Origin of the sequence: Geobacter sp. FeAm09, assembly GCF_008330225.1 — a bacterium.
Taxonomy (GTDB): Bacteria; Desulfobacterota; Desulfuromonadia; order Geobacterales; family Pseudopelobacteraceae; genus Oryzomonas.
In genome coordinates, this window is the sequence record NZ_CP042466.1 from 3,591,178 (window position 1) to 3,610,289 (window position 19,112).

General features: G+C 62.6%; 20 protein-coding genes and 1 pseudogene. 3 read left to right on the top strand and 18 right to left on the bottom strand.

Translation table 11 applies throughout. The features are described from left to right. The first annotated feature begins 128 nt into the window (after nt 1–128). Entirely contained in the window at nt 129–560 is a 432-nt protein-coding gene (locus tag FO488_RS16945; protein WP_149211634.1) for a hypothetical protein, read from the top strand. 194 nt (nt 561–754) lie between these two features. On the opposite strand, the gene FO488_RS19535 is transcribed toward FO488_RS16945, so the two are convergent. The 12 genes and pseudogenes from FO488_RS19535 to pruA all read right to left on the bottom strand — a co-directional run bounded on the left by FO488_RS19535 (nt 755) and on the right by pruA (nt 11,552). Further along, the gene (locus FO488_RS19535; protein WP_168206076.1) at nt 755–925 is read right to left on the bottom strand and encodes a hypothetical protein; all 171 of its coding nucleotides are present in this window, start codon (nt 923–925) and stop codon (nt 755–757) included. Between the two features lie 2 nt (nt 926–927). After that, nucleotides 928–1,992, bottom strand: coding sequence for an NADH:flavin oxidoreductase/NADH oxidase (locus FO488_RS16950; protein WP_149211635.1), 1,065 nt, complete (start codon nt 1,990–1,992; stop codon nt 928–930). A 44-nt stretch (nt 1,993–2,036) separates the two neighbouring features. Continuing rightward, nucleotides 2,037–2,576, bottom strand: a complete 540-nt coding sequence (locus tag FO488_RS16955) for a DUF2284 domain-containing protein (protein ID WP_149211636.1) — start codon at nt 2,574–2,576, stop codon at nt 2,037–2,039. Between the two features lie 86 nt (nt 2,577–2,662). Further along, complete coding sequence (locus FO488_RS16960) at nt 2,663–3,100, bottom strand: hypothetical protein (protein WP_149211637.1); 438 nt, start codon at nt 3,098–3,100, stop codon at nt 2,663–2,665. A gap of 13 nt (nt 3,101–3,113) precedes the next feature. Then, a pseudogene (locus FO488_RS16965) lies at nt 3,114–3,443 on the bottom strand (peptide chain release factor-like protein); the annotation flags it as partial. A 33-nt stretch (nt 3,444–3,476) separates the two neighbouring features. Beyond that, entirely contained in the window at nt 3,477–3,893 is a 417-nt protein-coding gene (locus FO488_RS16970; RefSeq protein WP_168206077.1) for a DUF4124 domain-containing protein, read from the bottom strand. Between the two features lie 97 nt (nt 3,894–3,990). After that, complete coding sequence (locus FO488_RS16975; protein WP_149211640.1) at nt 3,991–4,455, bottom strand: hypothetical protein; 465 nt, start codon at nt 4,453–4,455, stop codon at nt 3,991–3,993. Between the two features lie 274 nt (nt 4,456–4,729). Continuing rightward, nucleotides 4,730–5,935, bottom strand: coding sequence for a class I SAM-dependent rRNA methyltransferase (locus FO488_RS16980; RefSeq protein WP_149211641.1), 1,206 nt, complete (start codon nt 5,933–5,935; stop codon nt 4,730–4,732). 148 nt (nt 5,936–6,083) lie between these two features. Beyond that, nucleotides 6,084–6,407: an AzlD domain-containing protein gene (locus FO488_RS16985; RefSeq protein ID WP_149211642.1), complete on the bottom strand. Its 324-nt coding sequence runs from the start codon at nt 6,405–6,407 to the stop codon at nt 6,084–6,086. Continuing rightward, on the bottom strand, nt 6,404–7,105 hold the full coding sequence (locus tag FO488_RS16990; RefSeq protein WP_149211643.1) for an AzlC family ABC transporter permease: 702 nt from the start codon (nt 7,103–7,105) through the stop codon (nt 6,404–6,406). The genes FO488_RS16985 and FO488_RS16990 overlap by 4 nt, the downstream gene beginning before the upstream one ends. A gap of 273 nt (nt 7,106–7,378) precedes the next feature. After that, entirely contained in the window at nt 7,379–8,263 is an 885-nt protein-coding gene (locus tag FO488_RS16995) for a DMT family transporter (protein WP_168206079.1), read from the bottom strand. 274 nt (nt 8,264–8,537) lie between these two features. Beyond that, the gene (pruA, locus tag FO488_RS17000; RefSeq protein WP_149211645.1) at nt 8,538–11,552 is read right to left on the bottom strand and encodes an L-glutamate gamma-semialdehyde dehydrogenase; all 3,015 of its coding nucleotides are present in this window, start codon (nt 11,550–11,552) and stop codon (nt 8,538–8,540) included. Nucleotides 11,553–11,756: 204 nt separating this feature from the next. Between pruA and FO488_RS17005 the strand changes: the two genes are divergently transcribed. Continuing rightward, complete coding sequence (locus FO488_RS17005; RefSeq protein WP_149211646.1) at nt 11,757–12,470, top strand: FadR/GntR family transcriptional regulator; 714 nt, start codon at nt 11,757–11,759, stop codon at nt 12,468–12,470. 101 nt (nt 12,471–12,571) lie between these two features. On the opposite strand, the gene FO488_RS17010 is transcribed toward FO488_RS17005, so the two are convergent. The 6 genes from FO488_RS17010 to FO488_RS17035 form a co-directional block, all read right to left on the bottom strand. Next, complete coding sequence (locus FO488_RS17010; protein ID WP_149211647.1) at nt 12,572–13,759, bottom strand: ABC transporter substrate-binding protein; 1,188 nt, start codon at nt 13,757–13,759, stop codon at nt 12,572–12,574. 29 nt (nt 13,760–13,788) lie between these two features. Continuing rightward, nucleotides 13,789–14,067, bottom strand: coding sequence for a hypothetical protein (locus tag FO488_RS17015; protein ID WP_149211648.1), 279 nt, complete (start codon nt 14,065–14,067; stop codon nt 13,789–13,791). Between the two features lie 59 nt (nt 14,068–14,126). Continuing rightward, nucleotides 14,127–15,566, bottom strand: a complete 1,440-nt coding sequence (locus FO488_RS17020; RefSeq protein WP_149211649.1) for a hypothetical protein — start codon at nt 15,564–15,566, stop codon at nt 14,127–14,129. Nucleotides 15,567–15,637: 71 nt separating this feature from the next. Then, nucleotides 15,638–16,381, bottom strand: coding sequence for an amino acid ABC transporter ATP-binding protein (locus FO488_RS17025; RefSeq protein WP_304598756.1), 744 nt, complete (start codon nt 16,379–16,381; stop codon nt 15,638–15,640). Beyond that, nucleotides 16,368–17,156 carry an amino acid ABC transporter permease gene (locus FO488_RS17030; protein WP_149211650.1) on the bottom strand — a complete coding sequence of 263 codons (789 nt, stop codon included), beginning with the start codon at nt 17,154–17,156 and terminating at the stop codon, nt 16,368–16,370. Before FO488_RS17030 ends, FO488_RS17025 begins: the two co-directional genes overlap by 14 nt. Before the next feature lie 51 nt (nt 17,157–17,207). Next, nucleotides 17,208–17,951 carry a basic amino acid ABC transporter substrate-binding protein gene (locus tag FO488_RS17035; RefSeq protein WP_149211651.1) on the bottom strand — a complete coding sequence of 248 codons (744 nt, stop codon included), beginning with the start codon at nt 17,949–17,951 and terminating at the stop codon, nt 17,208–17,210. A 239-nt stretch (nt 17,952–18,190) separates the two neighbouring features. On the opposite strand from FO488_RS17035, the gene FO488_RS17040 reads away from it, so the two are divergent. Beyond that, nucleotides 18,191–19,111, top strand: a complete 921-nt coding sequence (locus tag FO488_RS17040) for a DMT family transporter (protein WP_149211652.1) — start codon at nt 18,191–18,193, stop codon at nt 19,109–19,111. Nucleotide 19,112: the final 1 nt, after the last annotated feature.

A 19,112-nucleotide genomic window follows, 5' to 3' on the forward strand; every position in this document is an offset into this window, starting at 1 on the left:
TCACCCCCACCCCACATTCCCGAACGGCCCGCCGCAGGGCCGATGGCGCCCTGTGGCCCATTCCGCCGTGGCAGGCCGGCGCCACACCTGCTATACTGTGGCAAGAAATCCATCGCAAAGGAGCCTCCATGCGCATGAACCTTGCGGCGTCAATCGCCGCCGTTCTGGTCATGGGCGGTGCGCCGGCCGCGGTCAACGGGGATGCGACCGGCGGCGCCCCCTCCCTCCAGCCTGGTGTCGCCCTCGGGCAGCCCAACGTGACGATCCCCAATCCGCCGCTCTTCATAACGCCGCCGCGTCTCGGCTTTTATGTGGGGGTGGAGACGCCCTACGACATCTTCTTTGCCTATGACGCCTATTACCTCTACTACGGCACCTCCTGGTACCGGGCCGCCGGTTACAAAGGGCCCTGGACCATCGTGCACCACGACACCCTGCCGCCGATCATCCGCAAGTACCGGATCGAGAGCATCCGCCAATACCGCGACATGGAATACCGCACCTTCCGCCGGGAGCGGGACCGCTACCGCGGCCGTTCCTTCCGTCCCGACAAGCGGTGAGGACACGGGGCAGCGACGCGAGAGGATACCCTCGACGAGCAAACAAAAAGGGGAAACCGGCACAACGGCTCCCCTTTCCGAAAACCTGTGAACGCCGCTCATCTGAGCACATCCCGAGGTATATCCGACCGTTACCCGCCTCTGCCTGCGAAGATTCCGGTTAGGAGGGCCGAGGACGGCATGCCCCGCCACGGCTACAGTTCGTGGCGGAACCGCACCAGCAGATAACAGCAGGCCGCGCCGCCGGTCGCCATGAACAGGTCGCGCAGCCAGGGGACCGGCAATTCGAGCATCCCGTAGATGAGGGGATCGAGCAGCGCCGAGGTCAAAAGCCCCACCGCCCCCCAGGTGAGCAATTTTTTCATCCCTATTTCCCGGCCCGCAGGTATTGATCCGGCCAGGCGACCTCCACCCCCAGTTCGCGGGCGGCATGAAGGGGCCAGTAGGGGTCGCGCAGCATCTCCCGGGCCAGGAATACGGCATCGGCCTGACCGGTGACCAGGATCTGCTCCGCCTGGGCCGGGTCGGTAATGAGGCCCACCGCGCCGGTGGGGAGAGCGGCTCCGGCACGGATTGCGGCGGCAAAGGGCACCTGGAAGCCGGGGGCAAAGGGGACCCGCTCGCCCGAGGCAACGAAACCGGACGAACAGTCGATCAGGTCTACCCCGATCTCCTTGAGGTGGCGGCAGAGACACACCGACTGGTCGAGGCTCCAGCCCCCTTCAGCCCAGTCAACACAGGAAAGCCGCACGAACAGCGGCAGCTCTCCCGGCCATTCCTCGCGCACGGCCCGGGCCACCCGCAGCGGAAAACGCATCCTGTTGTCGAGGCTGCCGCCATGGTCGTCACCCCGCCGGTTCGACAGGGGGGAGAGGAATTCGTGCAGCAGGTAGCCATGGGCCATGTGAATCTCCGCCACCTGGAAGCCGGCCGCCAGCGCCCTCCGGGCCGCGGCGCGGAACTGGTCTTCGACCAGGTCCAGGTCGGCGGGGGCAAGCTCGTGGGGCATGGGATGGCCGGGGGCAAAGGGCTCCGGGCTGGGGGCCTGCGGCTGCCAGCCCCGTGCATCCGGTCCCACCGGCCCGCCGCCGCGCCAGGGAAGGTCGCAGGACGCCTTGCGGCCGGCATGGGCCAGTTGGATGCCGGGTACGGCCCCGTTGTCACGGATGAAACGGGCAATCGGTTTGAATGCCGCAACATGGCCATCGTTCCAGATGCCGCTGTCGTCGGGGCTGATGCGGCCTTCGGGGCTCACGGCGGTGGCTTCCACCATCACCAGTCCGGCGCCCCCCACGGCCCGGCTGCCCAGATGGACCATATGCCAGTCGGTTGCCAGGCCGTCCCGGCTGGAATACTGGCACATGGGAGAGACGAAGATACGATTGCGAAAGGTAACGGAACGCATGGCGAAGGGGGTGAAGAGCTTACTCATGACGACTGTCTCCTTGATCCGTGATCGTGGGAATGACCGGAAAGCTACTCTATCATCAGGAAGGCGTAACGGTTCATCTCCTGTTCATAATCGGGCAACACCGCAAGGGGGTAGCCGAACTTGGCCACGGTGGCAAAGACGTCCACTCCCATCCCCTCGGGGGTCGGGCGGGCCAGCCTGCGATTGCGGCAGTGCCCCCGGCTGCCGGCACATTCCCGGCAAAGCGCGCAACTGTCCATGAAGAGGAGGAAGGCCTTCTGATAGCCGCTGATGAAAGCCTGGCGCTCCACCTCCAGCAGGGCGCGGTTGACCTCCCGCGACCAGGCGTGGCGCTGCTCCGGGTCCGCCAGGCGCATGGGGATATGGAAAAGCACGCCCAGGCGGAATTCATGGAAGAAGCTACGGCACTCGTCCACGGCAGGGGTGTTGGGGGGACAGGAGGCGTTCCTGCCATACTCGTTGCAGCCGAACCGGCACTTCATCCGCACCCATTGCGCAACAACGATCTCGGAAGGATCGATCCAGCGGAAATCCGAAAATCCCGCGTCATTGAATATCCGTTGCAGTTTCGTCTGGTCAGCCATCGCCCTCCCCTGTTCCCGGGCCGCCCCCCTGCCGGTAAATCGACACAACCCGCCACTAATTATGGGAAAAATCAGTCATGCCACGGCTACGGCAGGGGCACCAGCCACACATAGGGCACCATGCCGTAATTCCAGGCCAGACAGAGCCGCCGGTAGCCGGAAAAGAGCAGGGCCTCCTCCCGGCAGCAGAGGATGATGGGGGCCTTCAGGGTCAGCGTGCCGGCGCGCTGCAGGGAACTCTCCATGGCGTTGTAGCTTTTCCGGTAGCCCCGTTTGGCCTTGGCCAGGTATGTGGCATAGTCGTCATAGGTATGGTAGGCGCCGCTGACCACGACCCCCCCGATCCGGTCGGAGCGGGGGAACGGTTCCAGGCGGCCCCGGTGGAAAGCCGCCACCAACTGCGTCCATTCGATGCCGTGCCGCTGGTAGAACCCCTGCTTGTCGGGATGGTTGAGGAACTCCCACTCCTCCTCGCCGATATCGGGCTTGAGCCAGTGGATGGTATGGCCGGATGTGGAAAGCATGAATCTCCGTCTCTCAATCGAGGGTCGTGCGCAGCCGCTTGCGCCGGGACACGATCTTTTTCGCGCTCAGGCGCTCTTCCTTGGCTCTCTTGGGCACACGGGTGGCGATGCGCTTCTTCACCTTGCGCTCGCGCTTTTCCAGCGCACCCCGCAGACGCGCCATGGCGACCTCCCGGTTCTGGGCCTGGGAACGGCTCTCCGAGGCCTGGGCCACGATGCCGGTCGGCAGATGGCGGATGCGCACCGCCGAGTCGGTCACGTTCCGGTGCTGGCCGCCCGGACCCGATGCGCGGTAGAATTCCACCTTTATGTCGGACTCACGGATCTCAACCGTCATGGCATCCCCATCACCACATCTCTCTCCCACCTCGTCCCCTCATTGCTGGCTGCCGGACTGCTGGGCCTTTTCCTCTTCGGCCTTGCGCCGCTCCATATTGTCCCGGATCTTCTGGCTCCTGGTCCGCCCCGGAGGCAACTCGTCGCTTTCCACCTTGGCCGGCGCGGCCTCCGGCGGCTGGGCCGGCATATAGTCGGGGGTCGTGGCTACCGGCGGCTGGGCGGCCTGCTCCTGGCGAGCCCGTTCCTCCTGCTGTTTCACCTCTTCACTGATCCGCGGATCGCGGGTGGTGATGTCCGGCCCTTTGAGCACCCGGTGGCGGTACTTGGCCGGTACCGTCTCCAGGCTGTCGGTGAAATTGAGCACCCCCTGGTCGTCGGTCCAGCGGTATGTCGCGGCATTGCCCCCGGCGGCCGCGCAACAGAGGGCTATCGCCGCCATGGCCACGATTTTCATGGCAAACCTCCTCCCTCTCACCATTCCGGTGCGTACGTGTCCTCGTGCCCGTCTTTTATTGTAGCACCCTTTCATGGCCGCCGGCACAAAAGCCGAATCAGAAGCGCAGTTTGCGCCGGTCGAAGACAAAGGTCGCTTCCATGCGCTTCATCTCCCGGGCAAAATCGTGGAACAGGTTCCAGTAGATCTCGTCAAGGGTCAGGTTGGCCCAAAAATCCTTGCTCTCCATGCATCTGACCGTGTAGTAGCCGAACATGTAATGGGCGAGTTCCGGGCGGATCAGCCCGGAGTTCATCTGCAGGGCCACCTCCTCCAGCAGGCCGACGAAATCCCGTTTGTCCTGGGCGTCGATCTGGGCCAAGCGCGGGTCGTCGGAGAACATCAGGGAGCAGATCTCCTTGAAGCGCGGGTTCTCCTTCAGGCGGCGGCGCAGCAGGGTGAAATGCTCCTCCCGCTTCTGCCGCCCCTGGCGCCGGTATTCCAGAAGACCGTTGACGAAGGCGAAGATGGTCACCAGGCCGCCGACGATGATGGCAAAATCCTTGAGGAACCCGTAGTTCATGTTCATGGCGCACCCTCGTGCATTGTTTTTTTCCCGAATCCGCGACGGCGGAATGCCGGAGCTGCCGGAAGAGCCGGAGCCCGCACGCCGCCGTGCCGCAGCACGCCACGTGCCACGCCGGTCCGCCGCCGGGCGGTCGGCCGTCTGCATCCCGGTAGAGGCAGAGGCCTTCCGGCCAAGCGAAGGCATGGAGGCGTCACGGATTCGGGTTTTTCCGAATCGGTGGTGGCGAACGGCTGATCGGGTGAAATGCCGGAGCCACTCGCCAGCCTGCTCAGCCCCCCTTCACGCAGAGGGCGTACTTGAGATAGCGCCCCTCGGGGAAGCTGACCGGATAGGGAAAATCCTCCGGCTGTCCGGCCAGGCTGATCACCCGCAGGTCGTTCCCCGCCTGGAGCGCGCCCCGGCGCAACTCCTTGAGATACTCGGCCGTATCCACCTTCTGGTGATTGGAGGAGGCGATCAAGAGGCCGTTGGCGCTCACAAGCGGCAGGGCGGCCGCCACCAGGTCGGAGGTGCCGCCCCGGGTCGTGAAGCGGCTCTTGGCCGTGGTGGAGAAGGAGGGAGGGTCCATCAGCACCACATCGTAACGGCACCCGCGACCGCCCAGGTCGGCCAGCACCTGGTGGCAGTCCCCCACGATGAACTCATGCCGCTTGGGATTGAGCCGGTTGAGGCCGAAATTTGCCCGGGCCCACTCGGTATAGCCGGGCGAGGCGTCCACGCTCGTAACCTGCACGGCCCCCGCAGCGGCGGCAGCCACCGAGAAGGCGCCGGTGTAGGCGAACAGGTTGAGCACCCGCTTGCCGGCCACCCGCGACATCAGGTCGCGGCGGTTTTTGCGCTGGTCCAGGAACAGCCCGGTATTGAGCCCCTGCTCCAGGCTCACCAGGAACAACAGGCCGTTTTCCCGCACCTCCAGGCGCTGGGGCGCCGCCGTGCCGGCCAGCAGCCTGCCGTAGCTCTTGGTGTCGCTGACCGCTTCCAGTTCGCGGGTCTTCTGGGGGCGGCTCTTCTCGTAGATCCCCCGGGGTGCGAGCAGGTCGCCCAGGGCCTGGGTCACGAGCTTCAGGTACGGCCGCCATCCGGCGCAGTAGACCTGCACCATCAGATAGTCGCCGTAACGGTCAACCGTCAGGCCGGGAAGTCCGTCCCCCTCGGCGTTGACCAACCGGTAGGCGGTGGTGTCCCCCAGGTCGGCATGGCTGCGGCGCAGTTCGAGGGCAGCCTGAAGACGCTTCGTCAGCCAGGCGCGGTCCAGGCGCATCCGCTTTCGGGACAACACCCGCGCCACGATGCGATCCTGCGGATCGAGCAGGGCTGTTGCCAGGAAATTCCCCTGACCATCGGCCAGTTCGACCAGTTGGCCGGCCTGGCCGGTCGGCCAGCGCTTGGTATAATTGTCGGCAATGATCCACGGATGCCCCAATTCCAGCATCCGCACCGACTCCGGCCCTATCTTCCATTCTGACGCGTGCATTGTTGCCTGTCTCCGATCTTTCGTTTGCCTTTCCCTTTTACCCACAAACCGCTCCATTGGCAACCACAAAGCCTGTGCCGTTTGTACCTGCGGCTGAGATCAAGGGTAAATAGAGGCAGAGAAAGGAACGCCTTGGGCGGAGGGGAAATTATACCAGATAATGCAGGCCCCAGTAGCAGAGCATTCCCACCACCACCGTCCCGGCCAATGAGCGGGTCTTGAGGGCGAAGGCCAGGGTCGGCAGGGCGGCCAGCAGTTCTACCTTGCCCAGGGCGAACGCCCGCGGCGTTGCTTGTGCAAACAGCGTCGGAGCGATCAGGGCGCTCAGGATGGCCGGCGGGATCAGCTCCAGCCACTCCGCGAACCAGGGGGGGAGTTTCCGGCGGGAGAATGTCACCAGGGGCAGCAGGCGCGGCAGGTAGGTCACAACGCCCATGCCGATGACCAGCAGGAGATAACCGGCGGCGCTCACGGCCGCGCCCCCCGGTGGCGCAGGGAACGCTTCAGCAGAAAGCCGGCCGTGGCCGCCGCAGTGGCGGCCACGATCACATAGGCGTTGCCCGGCAGCCAGAGATAGGCCACCACGGAACAGCAGGCCGCCATCAGGGCGGTGGCAACGAAGACCGGGCCGCGCAACTGGAAAACCAGCAGGCAGATGAACATGCCGGTCAGGGCGTAGTCGATCCCCAGGGCGCCGGCGGGGATGAACTGCCCCACATAGACCCCGGCCACGGTGCTGACGAACCAGGTGGCGTTGGCCATCTGGTTGAGCGCCAGGGCGCTCTGCCGGTCCCATCCCCCCCGGTTGAACCGCACCATGTTGACGGCAAAACTTTCATCGGTCAGGCCATAGGCGAACAGGGCCAGGAACCGCCGGGAAACGCCCGGAAAATGCACCGCCATGGCCGAACTCATGAGCAGGTGGCGCAGGTTGACCATGAAGGTGGTGGTGACGATGGCCGTGATGGAGGCGCCGCTGCCGAGCATGGCAACGGCGATGAACTGGGAGCCGCCGGCAAAGACCACGAGCGACATGAGCCCGACCTGCCAGGGGGCAAGCCCCCCCTTCTGGGCGAGCACCCCCAGGGAGAGACCGATGGGGAAGTAGCCGAGGCAGATGGGCCACGCTGTCTTCACCCCTTCTTTCACATGGTCAATTGCCTGTGTCATTAATTATCTTTGCTCCGGTTAGTTGACGTCAAAAGCGATCTCTCACAGAGCTCACAGAGGCACAAAGGAAATCAGAAAGCAGACAGGCGCAGAGATTCACCGGGAAAGGCAAAAAACATCTATTGGGTAAAACAATCAAACAAGTGATTTCACTCGCCTTACCCTTGGTGTTCTTTGTGCCTCCGTGAGCTTTGTGAGATATGACTTTTGATTTGAATGGGACCGTTCGTTCAAGCTCACTGCGGAGCCGCGCGGGCCTCGCGGATTCGGGGCTCACGCCTTTGATACGTTTGCCAGCTTGACGTTCAGGAAGACCGAGCCGATGACCACCGCCATCCCCACCGCCTGCAGGGCCGAGACCCGTTCCTCCAGCACCAGGGTGATGCAGACCAGCGACAGGATCGGCACCAGCAGGGCGCAGTTGGACGAGCGGCTGGTGGGGATCATGCGCAGGGCGCGATTCCAGAGGATCAGCGCCAGGGCGGTGGTCACCACCCCCAGGTAGGCCAACAGGAGCATGTCGCTCCCCCCGGGCGTCCACCGTACGGGGTAGAAGGGTACCAGGCAGAGCAGGAACAAAAGCCCGAACAGGTTGAAGAGGAACATGCCGGCGGTTACCGGGAAACGGGCGTGCTTGATCAATACGCAGAACAGGCCAAAGGAGAAGGAGGTCCCCAGGGCCAGCGCCACCCCCATCGAGAGGCGCACGTCGCCCAGACCGCCGCCGGCCGTCACCAGCACGCAGACCCCGGCGAACCCCAGCATCACGCAGAGCACCGCCCGCCAGCCGGACCGCTCCCGGAACAGCAGCCACGACAAAAAGAGCATGACCAGGGGATAGGTATAATGCAGGATCACCGCCTGGCTGGCCGGGATATACTCGTAGGTCTTCAGGCAGAGCAGTTGCTGCACCCCCAGGCCGATCACCCCGGCTAGGACGAAAAACAGCGGCCGGCGGCGGAACTCGGCAGCCATGAGCCCGAGCCTGCGTTCCCAGGCCAGCCACGCCAGAAGGGCCAGGGTGGCCCAGATGCCCATCCAGACCACGACCGAGAAGCTGCCCAGATGCGTTACCGCCACCTTGAAACCGGTGCCGAGGGTGGCAAACAGCCCCACCGACAGCAGGGCGTAAATCGTTCCTTTGGTTGATTCCGTCATGCCGCGCATTTTTCCAGAGTTTTGCTGCTTTGAAAAGAAAAAAGCCCGCCAAGGCGAGCTTTTTCTTTGAGGTGTTATCCGGTTTATCCCCTCACCCGGCCTTCGGCCACCCTCTCCCCGAGGGAGAGGGAAGAATTCATTCCCTTCTCCTTTAGGCCCTTCGGGCTCCGGGGAGAAGGTGCCCCGAAGGGGCGGATGAGGGGGCGTGCCAGGCCGGGTCACGAGGAGATGTGAAGCCTGACGCCGGGATTGCGGAAAAGCGGCGCGTTTCTCGCTACTCGACCCAGTCGTCGTCCGCCTCTATGGGCGCAAACCCCCGGCGCATGGTGTTTTCCGTCACCACCCGCGGGTCCATGAAGTGCAGCAGGTAGTCGGGGCCGCCCGCCTTGGTGCCGACGCCCGACATGCGCGCCCCGCCGAAGGGTTGGCGCTCCACCTGGGCCCCGGTGTTGTTGCGGTTGATGTACAGGTTGCCCACCCGGAAGTCGCGGCGCGTCTGGGCCAGATGCTCGGGGCTGCGGCTGAAGATGCCGCCGGTCAGGGCAAAGCGGGTCGAGTTGGCCCACTCCAGGGCCTGGTCGAAATCCTTGGCCCGCATGATCGCCAGCACCGGGCCGAAGACCTCCTCCTGGGCCAGGCGGTGCTGCGGGGTAATGCCGCCGACAATGGTCAACGGTACCCAGTACCCCTCGCCCTGGGGGACCGGGCTCTCGTAGAGCAGCGTCCCTTCCTGCTTGCCCAGGGCGGCATACTCCAGGATGCTCTTCTGGGCGGCGGCATCGGCCACGGCGCCCATGCTGTTGGCCGGGTCCTCCGAGGGACCGACCCGATAGGCCTGGGCCGCCTTGACCAGGCGGTCCGTGAACTTGTCGTAGACCGCGTCCAGCACGATGACCCGCGAACAGGCCGAGCACTTCTGCCCCTGGAAGGCGAAGGCCGAGTAGAGCACGTGCGGCACGGCCTCGTCCAGGTCGGCGTCGTCGTCGATGATGATCGCGTTCTTGCCCCCCATCTCGGAGATGATCTTCTTCACGTTGGGCTGGCCCGGGTAGACCTTGGCGGCCCGTTCGACGATGCGCAGGCCGACCTCCATGGAACCGGTGAAGGCGATCAGGCTGATGTCGGGATGATCCACCAGGAAATCCCCCATCACGCTCCCCCGGCCGGGGACGTAGTTGAACACGCCGGCCGGCAGCCCGGCCTCCTTGAAGATCTCCACCAGGTGATGGCCGATGATGCCGGTGATGTTGGAGGGTTTGTAGATCACCGGATTGCCGGCCACGATGGCGGCCGAGGCCATGCCCATGCTGATGGCCAGCGGGAAGTTCCATGGGGCGATGACCGCCGCCAGCCCTTTGGGTTCGTAGAAATAGTGGTTCAGCTCGCCGGGGGCGTTGCCCACCCGCTGGGGGGCCCCCAGCCGGATCATCTCCCGGGCATAGTACTCCAGGAAGTCGATCGCCTCCCCCACGTCCGCATAGGCCTGGTCCCACTGCTTGCCGATCTCCAGCACCTGCCACGCCGACAGTTCGAAGGCGCGCCTGCGGGCGATCTCGGCCGCCTTGAGCAGGTACTGGGCCCGCTCCCGGGGCGGCGTGTCGCGCCAGGCCGGGAAGGCCGCCTTGGCGGCGGCGATGGCCCGGGTCACCTCGGGGATGCCGGCCTGGCAGATCTGGCCCAACACCTCAGACGGCTTGGCGGGGTTGACGGTCGGGATCCGGTCGGAGGTATCCAGTTCCTGGCCGCCGATGAAGAGCGGATAGACCTTGCCGAAGGCGGTGCGCACCTGGGCGATGGCAGCCGGGAAGGCGGCCCGGTGGTCGGCGCGGGTGAAATCCACCATGGGGTCGTTGGCGAAGCGGGGCAGACCGCCGGGGGCGGCGGGGGCCTTTTTCGGCTTTGCGGCCCGTTCGCCCCGCTCCCGTTCCGCAGTCTTGTCCGGGTCTTCCAGGAGACGCTCGATCTGGGCATCTTCGGCGAAGCTCTGGCGCAGGAAGGATTCGTTGGCGGTATTCTCCAAAAGGCGCCGCACCAGGTACCCCATACCCGGCACCATGTCGCCGTAGGGGCAGTAGAGGCGGATGCGCCCCGCCACCTTGAGGATCCCCTTGCGGACCGGTTCGGCCATGCCGTACAGCACCTGGAATTCGTAACGCGACTCGGGCACGTGCAGCGCATTGGCCATCTCCATGACGGCCGAGATGGTGCGGATATTGTGGGAGGCGCAGGCGAAATGGCAGATCTGGTGATTCTCCAGGATCAGGCGCGCCTGGCGCTCATAGGCGGCGTCGCTTTCGGCCTTGATGGTCCAGACCGGGATCGGCCACCCCATCTGCTTGGCCTTGACCGTCTCGTAATCCCAGTAGGCCCCCTTGACCAGGCGGATGGATATCTGCGTATCGTGAGCCTTGGCCCAGGACAGCATGTCGGCCAGGTCCTTGTCCGTGTCCTTCAGATAGGCCTGGAACACGATGCCGATGTGGGGATACTCCTTGTATTCCAGCTTCAGGCGGCGGAACACTTCCAGGGTGATGTCCTTGAAGCGGTAGGACTCCATGTCGATGCACAGGAAGCCTCCCATCTCCACCACCTTGGCGCAGATCCGGCGCATCTGGCGCAGGATGGCCGCCACCGAGCCCTCGAAATCCTGGGGATTGGCCAGGCAGAACAGGGCGGTCGGCTTGACAGCGATGTTGACCTTGGGCGCATGTCCCCAGTCCTGGGCCGGATCGCCCCCCTGGCCCGGGAGCCCCTTCCACCCCTTCTGCTCGTTTTTGAGGGCTTCCAGCAACTCCAGGTAGGTCGTCACGTAGACCTCCGCCTCCTCCTCGGAGAGGGTGGCCTCCCCCAGCACATCCACCACGGCGGCAAAACCGTCCTTGCGCAGCTTTTCCATGTTTTTGACGGCTTCTTTGGTGTTCTCGCCCACGATGAACTGGCGGGCCATCTCCTGGATATTGGCCGAGATGAACTTGTTGAGCATCGCCCCCCCCAGGGAGCCGAGCATGCCGGCCATCTTGGCGCCGGTGGCGAGCACCGGCGGCATATCCTTTTCCTCACCGAAGTACTCGCGGATATGGTCGGTCAAAAGCTTGGAGGTCGTCAGGGAGGGGAAAGCGTCCACAAAGCGGAACATCTGCACCTTGAACTGTTCGTTCTGCATGCTCCAGTCCATGACCTTGCCCATCCAGGCCCCCTTGTTGAAGAGGGAGGGCTTTTCCCCGGAGATGGTGGAAAAGAAATCCTTGCCGCGCGCTACGATCTTCGTGTTGATCTCTGGATTCTGCATATGACTCTCCTTGTGCCGCTGTGAGTGTGATACGGAATCTGTGGCGAATGGTTTAACCATTAGTACGAAATTTTATTCCGGGTGTCAAGCGAACAAAACGGCAAACGGCAGCCGGCGCTTGTCTCAGGCCGGTAAAAATGGTAGTGTGGTTTGACCATTAGGAGCGGGAAAACCGACAAAAGTTCCTTGGGGAAGGATAGCAACATGTTCAGACATGTCAAACAGAGCCGGGCCTATCAGGATGTGGTCGAACAGATCCAGGAGGGCATCATCGCGGGCACGCTCAAACCGGGGAGCCAGCTCCCGGCCGAGCGGGAGCTGAAGGAGCAGTTCGGCGTCAGCCGGGGAACCCTGCGCGAGGCGTTGCGGGTGCTGGAGCAGAAGGGGCTGATCGAGATCCGCACCGGCGTGGCCGGGGGCTCCATCATCAGGGAGGTCAACAGCGAACAGTTAAGCGAGAACCTGGGGCTCTTGATCCGCAACCGGACGGTTTCCCTGCGCGACCTGGCCGAGTTCCGCGAGGGGATGGAGGGAGGCGTGGCGGCCCTGGCGGCCCAGCGGGGGCGGGAGCAGGACATGGCCCTCCTGAAGCAGCTTTTGGCCGAGGCCGAGGAGCACCTGAAGGAGGGGCGCAAGGGATGGGACGCCTTTATCCGCACCGACGAGATGCTCCACATGGCCCTGGCCCGCATGAGCGGCAACCAGCTCTTCATCTCCGTCCTGGAAAGCGTCTATTACAACATCCACACCTACTACGAGAATTATCTCCCCCGGGGGAAGAAGATACTCCAGGAGAATTTCGGCGATCTGCGGGCAATCGTGGCCGCCGTGACGGAACGGGATGCAGAGGCGGCACGGGAACTGGCCCAGGGGCACGTACGGCGTTTCAACGCCTACATGGAGGAGAAGGAGGCCTAGCCTTTTTCCGGTTCAAGCTGAAAAGACAAACGCCGCGCAACCATAATGGTCGCACGGCGTTTGCATTCGCGGAGGCACCCACGAAAACGTTGCGCTGTAACTTAGTCCATCTTGACCGGAACCTTGGCCTTCAGGACATACTTGCCGCCTTTGACTTCCAGCAGGCAGAGCGGCGACTTGATCGGCTCGCGGTTGTTGCGGATGGTGATGGTGCCGGAAACGCCCTCGAAGTTCTTGATCTTGGCGATGGCATCCTTGAACACCTTCGGATCGTTGCTCTTGGCGGTGGTCATGGCGGCAACGATAAGCTTGACCGCGTCATACCCCTGGGCGTCGAACAGGCCCGGCAGGGCGCCGTTGTTCTTGCCCTTGAAGGCTTCGATGAACTTGGCGGTCACCGGTGACGCCTGCTCGGGGGAGAACCCGACGTAGGACATGGAGCCCTCGACCGCCGTGCCGCCCAGCTTGATGAACTCGGGCGAGAACAGGCCGTCGCCGCCGAACATGTTGACCTTGATCCCCTGCTTGCGGGCTTCCTTCATGAGCAGGGCGCCTTCGGTGTAGTAGCCGGAGTAGAAGAGGATATCCGGTTTCTTGGCCTTGATGTTGGTCATCTGGCCGGAGAAGTCCTTGTCCCCGTCCTTGATCTTCTCGTCAGCCACGATCTCGATGCCGGCGCCCTTGGCGGAATCGCGGAAGAGCTGCGACATGCCGACGCTGTAATCGTTGTTGTCGGAGGTGATCATGGCCACTTTTTTGAACTTGAGGTTCTTGGCGTAGTAGTCCAAAAGTGCCGGAATCGCCACGCTGTCCAGCAGCGTGTCGCGGAAGATGTAATCGCCGATCTCCACCACGCCCGTACCGGTGGCGCCGGCCGAGAGCAGCACGACCTGGGCCTTCTGGGCAATGGGGGCGGCAACCTTGGTGATGCCGGTGGTCGGGTCGCCGACGATGGCCACGACGTTGTCGCGGCTGATCAGCTTCTGGGTGACCGAGGCCCCTTCCTGCTTGTCGCCGCGGTCATCGGCCTCGACGATCTCGATCTTCTTGCCGTTGACGCCGCCGGCCGCATTGATCTCCTCGGCCGCCATCTTCATGCCGGCCAGGGTCGGTGCGCCGAACATGGCCACGTCACCGGTCAAGGCGCCGAGAAAACCGATCTTTACCGTATCGCCGGCAGCCTTGGGAGCCGCTTCAGTTTTAGCCTCTTCCTTTTTCTTGCAGCCCGCGGTTACCGACAGGGCCAGCACGCCGGCCAGCAACAGGGCGGCACTCTTCTTGAAGTTCATGGTTTCCTCCTTTGGAGAAATGGTATGGTCTAGTGTCCCGGCTTATCGAGGCTGTTCAGGATCTCGTCCGCTTCCTTCAGTTTCTGCTGCAATTTCTTCAATTCCTCTGCGGAGTAAACCTTCTTGCCCTTCTTGATCTCGTTGTTGATCTTCCTGATCTTCTGCTGGATGCTGTCCACCTGGTCCCTGCATCCCTTGGAGGCCAAGAGGCACTCGTCCTTTTCATTGCTCTTCACATCTGCGGCAAAGGCAGCGGTGGTGGCGGAAAGCGCAAAAGCCGTCAGTACGGCGATGAGAACTTTTTTCATGGGTCTGCTCCTTTTCAGTTGAAATCAAACGGGGGCGCATGCGCGCCCCCGATCGTCAATTAGAAGGTGTACTTGAAGATGATCTTGGCATCGTAGGGATTCTCGGGCGTGCCGTTGGTGGCCACGTTGTCGTAGTAGCCGCCCAGGATGGCATAACCCACGCGCACGCCGGCATTCAGGTTTTCCAGCAGCTTGTAGTTCGCTTCGGCGTTGATTTCGGTACCCAGGAAGTTGGAGCCATTCACTTTGCCGGTAGTTGCATTTAGCTTGCTATTACCGTTTTTGTGGGTGACGCCCACGAAACCGACGTTGAAGGCGGTGGCGAGCCGGTCGTTCACCGGCAGGTCGTAGCCCAAGTAGGCGCCCATCAGGCCCTGGCCCTTGTTGCCCGTGTTGTAGATGATGGAGTTGTCCGTGGTCATGGCGTTCTTGTCGCGGCCCAGGATCGTCATCTCGTTGTTGTAGTAGCCGTGCTCGCCTTCGACGTCGTAGAAGGCGTTGCGGTCGGAACCGGTTACATAGAGAAACTCGCCGCGGGCCGTACCGGGGCCGACCTTGAGGCGGGCGCCCAGGTTGCCGGCGAAGGCGTTGATATAGGTCTTGGTGCCGCTCAGATTGCTCCAGCCGGTCTCGTAGAGGGCGAAGCCGTCAACGGTCAGCGGGCCGTGGCCGTATTCGAAGTTGGCGCCAAAGGCGTGGATCTTGACGTCGTTGGTGGTGTAGGTGGTGGTGAAGGTGGTTCCCACCGGATAGACAAAGGACCCGTCAGCAAGCTGGCCGGTAGGCGCAGCGGATGCCGTCGTGTTCGACCCGGTAACCTGGTTGTCGCGGAAGAAGTAATAGGCGGCGCCGACCTTCAGCTCCTTGGTAACGGCGAACTTGCCGTCCAGCATGAACATGTCGTTGGTCTTGTGACCGAGCACGCTGTCAACGCTGCCGCCCTTGTCGCTAAAGCGGAAATAGCCGATGGAGGGGGAGAAGTTGCCGTAGCTGCTGGAGAGAAGGATACCGGCCATGTCGGCGTCGAACACCGTGCCCTTGAAGGAGTCGGTGTTGGCCATCATGCCCAGCTTCATGTTGACGTTCTTGAAGATGTTGGCGTCCAGGTAGATGTTCTTGGTTTCGATGTTGACTTCGTCGGCGCCCAGGGCGGCGCCCTGGTTGCGGTGGACGCCGTAGGAGGCATCGCCGTAGTAGGAGTAGTCCAGCTCGAAGCGGGTGACCAGTTTCAGGTCGGCGCTGGCCTTGGCGTTATATTCCAGACGGGCGCGCTGTTCGATGAAGTTGGACGAAAACTGTTTCTTGGTCGTCCCCTCCGGGTTGTAGTAGCCGTCACCCTGGGAACTGTAATCGGTCGTTGCGGTGCGGTTGAAGTTGGAGTTGATGTACTGCGCCTGGAACATGCCGTGGAACTCGTTCTCCAGCGCCATTGCGGGAGTGGTCGCAGCGGCGGACACGCCGAGTATGGCCAGCGCTGCAAGGACATTACGTCTTTTCATGGTACTTCCTCCTTTTGTGTGATGTTCTGCTGATTACATCCCCCCTTCAACGGGAGTGCGCGTACGGCGCATTACAGTATTTGACTCAAAAACAGCTTGGCCCGCTCGTGGCTGGGACTGGTGAAGAAATGCTCCGGCGTCCCCTCCTCCACGATCTGGCCGTGGTCCATGAAAATGACCCGGTCCGCCACCTCGCGGGCAAAGCCCATCTCGTGGGTCACCACCACCATGGTCATCCCTTCCCGGGCCAGATTCTTCATGACGTCCAGCACCTCGCCGATCATCTCCGGGTCGAGGGCCGAGGTCGGCTCGTCGAACAGGATCGCCTTGGGGTTCATGGCAAGGGAGCGGGCAATGGCCACCCGCTGCTGCTGGCCGCCGGAGAGTTTGGCCGGATAGGCGGCCGCCTTCTCGGCGATGCCGACCTTCTTGAGCAGCTCCAGGGCGATCTCTTCCGCTTCCCGCCGGCTGCGCTTGCGGACGACCGTCTGGGCCAGGGTCAGGTTCTCCAGCACGGTCTTGTGGGGGAAGAGGTTGAAGGACTGGAACACCATCCCGATCTCTTCCCGGACCTTGCAGATATCCACCTTCGGGTCGCTGACATCCATGCCGTCCACGATCATGGTGCCCCGGTCGATGGTCTCCAGACGGTTGATGGAACGCAGGATGGTGCTCTTGCCCGAACCGCTGGGGCCGATGATGACCACCTTTTCACCGTCCCGGACCGTGAAGGAGACATCCTTCAGCGCCTGGAACGAGCCGTAGAACTTGGAGACACCGCGCGCCTCTATCATAAGTCGGCTATTTTCCTGCATTGAGCCGCTCCTCCATGATACCGATCAACTTGGAAAAAAACAGGGTCATGACCAGGTAGATCAGGGCGATAACCGTATAGGTCTCGAAATAGCTGAAGGTCTCCGAGGCATACTCCCGGCCGCGGCGCAGCAGGTCGGAAACGGCCAGGATGGAGACCAGGGAGGAGTCCTTGAGCAGGGCGATGAATTCGTTGCCGATGGGGGGGAGCACCACCTTGAAGGCCTGGGGCAGGATGACCTGCCGCATGGCCTGGCGGCGGGACATGCCCAGGGACAGGGCCGCCTCCATCTGCCCCTTGGGGATGGACTGGATGCCGGCCCGGAAAACCTCGCCCATGTAGGCGCCGTAGCAGACCGCCATGGCGATGATGGCGCTCAGCATGTCGGGGATCTTCACGAAACGGCCCAGGGCGTAATAGATGTAGAAGATCTGGACCAGGAGCGGAATGCCGCGGATCACCTCCACGTACAGTGAGGCGGCGCCGTTGATGAAACGGTTGTCGGAGATTCGTCCCAGGCCGGTGATCAGCCCGATGCACGTGGCCAAAAGGATGGCGCCGAGGGTGACCTTGAAGGTGACCAGGACGCCGTCCGGGACGAATTTGAAGATCTCGTAGTAGGGATCCGGCTTGGCAAAGGCAAGATACAGGGAGACGAAGATCGCGCCAAAAAAGGCGATGCGCCAGGCGGTAAACAACCCGGCGTCGTTCTTGTTGGGGATGGCGGCTCCGTCGCCGACCTCTATGGGGGCATGGGATGCAGGATTTTTTGGCATGGGCATAGAGCAGGAGCAGGGGCGGCCGGAAAGCCGCCCCTGCTCAGCAGATTACTTCACCCACTTGGTGTGGATCTTGGCGTCCAGTTTCTTGGCCTTGACCGCCTTGATCCCCTTGTTGAGCAGGGCCACCAGGTCCTTGTTGCCCTTCTTCACGACCATGCCGTAGGCTTCCTTGGTGAAGGACTTGCCCACGATCTTGAATTTGTCCTTGTACTCCTTTTTCTGGAGGGCAAAGTGGGCGGCAACCGGCTCGTCGCACACCACGCCGAAGATGCGGCCGGCAGCCATGTCCTCGAAAGCCAGGCCGATCTCGTCATAGGTTTTCAGCTCGACACCGGCGACCTTCTTGATCTCCATGGCGCCCGTCGTACCGATCTGGGCGCCGACCTTCTTGCCCTTCAGGTCGGCAATGACCTTGGCGGTCTTGTTGGTCTTGGGCACCACCAGGATCTGGCCGATGCTGGTATACGGCTCGGTAAAATCATATTTCGCCTGGCGCTCCTTCGTGATGGTGACGGAAGAGATGATGGCGTCGTACTGGCCGGAATCGAGGCCGGCAAAGATGCCGTCCCACGCGGTATTCTTGATCTCGACGGCGACACCCGCCTCCTTGGCGACCGCCTTCAAAAAGTCGATATCGTAGCCAACGATCTGCTTGTTCGTGTCAACCATCTCCATGGGCGGCCAGGTGGCGTCGGTGGCGACCTTGATACTCTTGGGGGCGGCAAAAGCGGTGAGGGACAGGGCGGCCAGCAGTGCCGCAGCGGCAGAAAGCGTGCGCAATAATTTCATTGGATCCTCTCCTTTTTGATTAAACTGTAAACGGAAATGGTAAGACCACGCTGTTCTTTTAGGGGATGTAACGCAGTATTGTCAACAAAAAAACACCGGTTCGCAACGTTTTGGACACAGTTGACACAGTGGTGCAGCTTTTTGCTTGCCCTCGCGGGCGGCATCGTTTATGAAACATGTGGATATTATTCTTTTTGATGAGAACAAACCAACCCCGAGGGATTCCGGAGCATTACCCAATGAACAGATTCAAGGCAGCAGTGTTGCTGCTGACCACCACCTTTTTCTGGGGGGTGACCTTCACGGTCGTCAAGGAGGCCGTGGCAAGCGTCGATGTTTTCGTCTTTCTGGCCCAGCGCTTCATCCTGGCCTTCGCCCTGATCCTGCCGGTCACCATGGCCAAGGGGAAGCGCCTGGACATGCGGACCCTGCGCCAGGGGTGCCTGATGGGGGTCTTCCTCTTCGGCTCCTATGCCTTCCAGACCGTCGCCCTGCTCTACACCAGCGCTTCCAATACCGCCTTCCTCACCGGCCTGAATGTGGTCATGGTGCCGGTCATCTCGGCGCTCATGCTGCGCCAGCGCATTCCGAGGACCGTCAGGATCGCAGTGATCCTCTCCGTCGCCGGCCTGTTCCTTCTGTGCGGCAACGGCACCTGGAACCTCACCACCGGCGACATCCTGGCCGCCATCTGCGCCCTCTGCGTCTCGCTGCACCTGATCTATACCGGCGAATTTGCCCGCCAAAGCGACTACTACTGGCTGACCGCCATACAGCTGGGCGTCGTGGCCCTCCTGAGCACCGCCGGCGCCCTGGTCCGCGGCAAGCAGGTATTTATCTGGTATCCTCAGCTGCTGGGGACGCTGGTCGTCTGCTCGCTGATCGCCACCGTCTTCGCCTTTCTGGTCCAGACGTCCATGCAGCGCTTCATCAGCCACACCAACACGGCCCTGATCTTCTGCACCGAGCCGGTTTTTGCGGCCCTGTACGCCTGGTACGCCATCAACGAACGGCTGGGCAGCTACGGCCTGGCGGGGGCACTCCTGATCCTGGGGGGGATGATCGTTTCCATACTGCCGGAGGATGCGGGCAGGCGGGCAAAGGGTGGGGGAACTGAATCGGAGATCAGCGTGCTGGACGAGTACCGGGCGGGGGAATAGG